Annotated in this window: 4 protein-coding genes; 3 read left to right on the top strand and 1 reads right to left on the bottom strand. The window is 71.3% G+C overall.

Going from position 1 to position 3,679, the window contains the following annotated elements:
* The first annotated feature begins 106 nt into the window (after positions 1-106).
* Both mmpB and B9S61_RS05245 read left to right on the top strand, forming a co-directional pair.
* Positions 107-235 (top strand): morphogenic membrane protein MmpB, encoded by a 129-nt coding sequence (mmpB, locus tag B9S61_RS42095; protein ID WP_258039556.1) that lies wholly within the window; start codon positions 107-109, stop codon positions 233-235.
* 32 nt (positions 236-267) lie between these two features.
* The gene (locus B9S61_RS05245) at positions 268-888 is read left to right on the top strand and encodes a nucleoside triphosphate pyrophosphatase (protein WP_103541137.1); all 621 of its coding nucleotides are present in this window, start codon (positions 268-270) and stop codon (positions 886-888) included.
* Here B9S61_RS05245 and B9S61_RS05240 read toward each other — a convergent pair.
* Entirely contained in the window at positions 857-1,432 is a 576-nt protein-coding gene (locus B9S61_RS05240; protein ID WP_103541136.1) for a hypothetical protein, read from the bottom strand. The two genes, B9S61_RS05245 and B9S61_RS05240, sit on opposite strands and share 32 nt — an antisense overlap.
* Positions 1,433-1,796: 364 nt before the next feature.
* Between B9S61_RS05240 and B9S61_RS05235 the strand changes: the two genes are divergently transcribed.
* Positions 1,797-3,569 carry a biotin carboxylase N-terminal domain-containing protein gene (locus B9S61_RS05235; protein WP_103541135.1) on the top strand — a complete coding sequence of 591 codons (1,773 nt, stop codon included), beginning with the start codon at positions 1,797-1,799 and terminating at the stop codon, positions 3,567-3,569.
* Positions 3,570-3,679: the final 110 nt, after the last annotated feature.

The following is a 3,679-nucleotide window of genomic DNA, read 5'->3' as shown; positions in this document are numbered from 1 at the left end:
TGCGTCGCGCGCCGGCGCACGGGAAGCCACGGTGGAACGAGGCGGGGCGCCGATTTGAGTACGCCTACTCAGGCGCCCCGCCCTGCCGGGACCGCACGCTGGTCTCATGCTGTGGTCCGACCCGGAGAACGAGCCGCCCGAAGAACTGCGCGACATGCAGAGCATGCTGCGGCGGCTGAGCGTTCTCCTGGCCATGGCCATGGTGCTGGCCATGCTCGTGATCGGCGTGAGGTGATGCGGTCCGGGCCGGGTGACTAACCTGAGGGCATGACTGCTCAGCGCCGCAGGCGACTCGTGCTCGCCTCCCTCTCCCCCGCCCGGCTCGGACTGCTCCGCCAGGCCGGACTGGCCCCCGAGGTGATCGTCAGCGGGGTGGACGAGGACGCCGTCACCGCCCCCACCCCCGCCGAACTGGCGCTCGCCCTGGCCGAGGCCAAGGCCTCCGTCGTCGCCGCGAAGCCCGAGGTCAAGGGCGCGCTGGTGATCGGCTGCGACTCGGTGCTGGACCTGGACGGCCAGGCCCTCGGCAAGCCGGCGGACGCCGGGGAGGCCACCGCCCGGTGGAAGGCCATGCGGGGCCGCGCGGGCACCCTCCAGACCGGCCACTGCGTCTACGACACCCTCAGCGGCCGGTACACCTCGGCCACCGCCTCCACCGTCGTCCGCTTCGGTGAGCCCACGGACGAGGAGATCGCCGCCTACGTCGCCTCCGGCGAGCCGCTGCACGTCGCCGGGGCGTTCACCCTGGACGGCCGCTCGGCACCGTTCATCGACGGCATCGACGGCGACCACGGCAACGTGATCGGCATCAGCCTGCCCCTGGTACGCCGTCTGCTGGCCCAGCTGGGCGTCGGCATCACGGAACTGTGGGCGCCGCCGGAGGAGTGACAGGGGAGCCCCCGGCGCTTTCGGTACCACCGGTACCGTCCGCACCACCGGCACCACCGGCACCACCGGCACCGTCCGCACCACCGGCACCACCGCTACCGTCCGTACCGCCGGTGCCGCCCCCGGAGGCGGCGCCGGCCGGCGCCTCACCCGCACGGCCGTCGTACGTCATCAGGAGCAGCACGATCAGCCCGAGTACGGCCACCATGAGCACGAACGCGGTCCAGCCGACCAGCCCCCACGCGAACGCGCCCAGCAGGCCGTGCACGACCGCGGCGCTGATCAGCAGCATCCGGCCGAAGCCGGCCGGCGCCCGGTCGCGCAGGGCCACGAGCAGGGCCACCAGCCCGCACAGAGCGAAGTAGAGCCCGAAGACGATCCCGCCGATCTTCGAGGACACCGACATCATGTGCGGGTCGAGGCCCGCCAGCGACATGTCCTGCCGGTCCACGACGACGCCCAGGAACCAGTTCACCGCCGCGATGCCGAGCGCCTCCGCGAACAGCACGAGCGCCACGACCCCCGCCACCGGTCTGCGCACCACCGGTCCCCACCCACTTTCGAGCACGACTGTGGTTACCCCGAGTATGTTCGGGCCGACGCGAAGGCTACTAACGGGTAAACCTCGGTACAAGGGTTCCGCGAGAGGCAAAGAATCATTGGGCCATTCGTAGGGACTCCACAAAGAAACGGAGTGGGCCGCAGCACGCTCTCACAGAGACCTTGACCACACAGGGCCGCTAGGGTTTCCGGGAGGAGTCCCGCGCACCTAGGTGCGACAAGGGATTTCACGGGTCGAGCAAGCCGCGCATCACGCTCCGTGTGGGCAAGCTCACCACTGGGGACGGGTCGTAGTGCCGTGTCGGCAGTCCCTAAACTCGGCTTGTTTCAAGGAGGGAGCCTCAATCGTGCGCAAGGTGCTCATCGCCAACCGTGGCGAAATCGCTGTCCGCGTTGCCCGGGCCTGCCGGGATGCCGGAATCGCGAGCGTTGCCGTCTATGCCGACCCGGACCGGGACGCTCTGCATGTCCGCGCCGCGGATGAGGCGTTCGCCCTGGGCGGTGACACTCCGGCCACCAGCTACCTCGACATGGACAAGGTGCTGAAGGCCGCGCGGGAGTCGGGTGCGGACGCCATCCACCCCGGGTACGGCTTCCTCTCCGAGAACGCCGAGTTCGCCCAGGCGGTGCTCGACGCGGGTCTGACCTGGATCGGCCCGCCGCCGCAGGCCATCCGCGACCTCGGTGACAAGGTCGCCGCCCGGCACATCGCCCAGCGCGCCGGTGCTCCGCTGGTCGCCGGTACACCCGATCCGGTGAGCGGCGCGGACGAGGTCGTCGCCTTCGCCGAGCAGCACGGGCTGCCGATCGCCATCAAGGCGGCCTTCGGTGGTGGCGGGCGCGGGCTGAAGGTCGCCCGCACCCTCGAGGAGGTCCCGGAGCTGTACGACTCGGCCGTCCGCGAGGCGGTCGCCGCGTTCGGGCGGGGCGAGTGCTTCGTCGAGCGTTACCTGGACAAGCCGCGGCACGTGGAGACGCAGTGCCTGGCGGACCGTCACGGCAACGTGGTCGTGGTCTCCACGCGTGACTGCTCCCTCCAGCGCAGGCACCAGAAGCTGGTCGAGGAGGCTCCGGCGCCGTTCCTGTCGGACGCCCAGGTCGCCGAGCTGTACTCGGCGTCGAAGGCCATCCTCAAGGAGGCCGGTTACGTCGGTGCGGGCACCGTGGAGTTCCTGGTCGGTGTCGACGGGACGATCTCGTTCCTCGAGGTCAACACGCGTCTGCAGGTGGAGCACCCGGTGACCGAGGAGGTCGCCGGTATCGACCTGGTGCGGGAGATGTTCCGTATCGCGGACGGCGAGGAGCTGGGGTACGACGACCCCGCGCTGCGCGGGCACTCCTTCGAGTTCCGCATCAACGGCGAGGACCCGGGCCGGGGCTTCCTGCCCGCCCCCGGCACGGTCACGCTGTTCGCCCCGCCGTCGGGGCCGGGCGTCCGGCTGGACGCGGGTGTCGAGTCCGGCTCGGTCATCGGACCGGCGTGGGACTCGCTGCTGGCCAAGCTGATCGTCACCGGCCGTACGCGCAAGGAGGCGCTGGAGCGGGCCGCCCGTGCGCTGGAGGAGTTCCAGGTCGAGGGCATGGCCACGGCGATCCCGTTCCACCGCGCGGTGGTGAGGGACCCGGCGTTCGCTCCCGAGCTCACGGGCTCCGCCGACCCGTTCACGGTGCACACCCGGTGGATCGAGACGGAGTTCGTCAACGACATCAAGCCGTTCGCCGCCAGTGTGGACGCGGAGGCCGAGGAGGACGCGGGCCGCGAGACGGTGGTCGTCGAGGTCGGCGGGAAGCGGCTGGAGGTCTCGCTGCCGGCGTCGCTGGGGATGTCCCTGGCCCGTACGGGTCTGGCGGCGGGCGCCAAGCCGAAGCGCCGGGCGGCGAAGAAGTCCGGGCCGGCGGCTTCGGGCGACACCCTCGCCTCTCCCATGCAGGGCACGATCGTCAAGATCGCGGTGGAAGAGGGCCAGGAGGTCAAGGAGGGCGACCTGGTCGTCGTCCTGGAGGCCATGAAGATGGAGCAGCCCATCAACGCGCACCGCTCGGGCACGGTCAAGGGCCTGGCCGCGGAGGTGGGTGCGTCGGTGACGTCCGGCGCGGCCATCTGCGAGATCAAGGACTGACCCGTCCTCCCCACCCGGCGGGCCTCCTGACAGGCCCGCCGGACGCGGCTCCGGGGTCGCCCGCCTGCGGCGCGGCTCCCGGAGCACCGGCGTCGCGCGCACCCGTGAGC

Source organism: Streptomyces sp. SM1 (assembly GCF_002910825.1).
In the GTDB taxonomy this organism is placed as follows: domain Bacteria; phylum Actinomycetota; class Actinomycetes; order Streptomycetales; family Streptomycetaceae; genus Streptomyces; species Streptomyces okerensis.
Note: the sequence above shows the minus strand (reverse complement) of the source record. Positions and strands in the feature narration are given on the sequence as shown.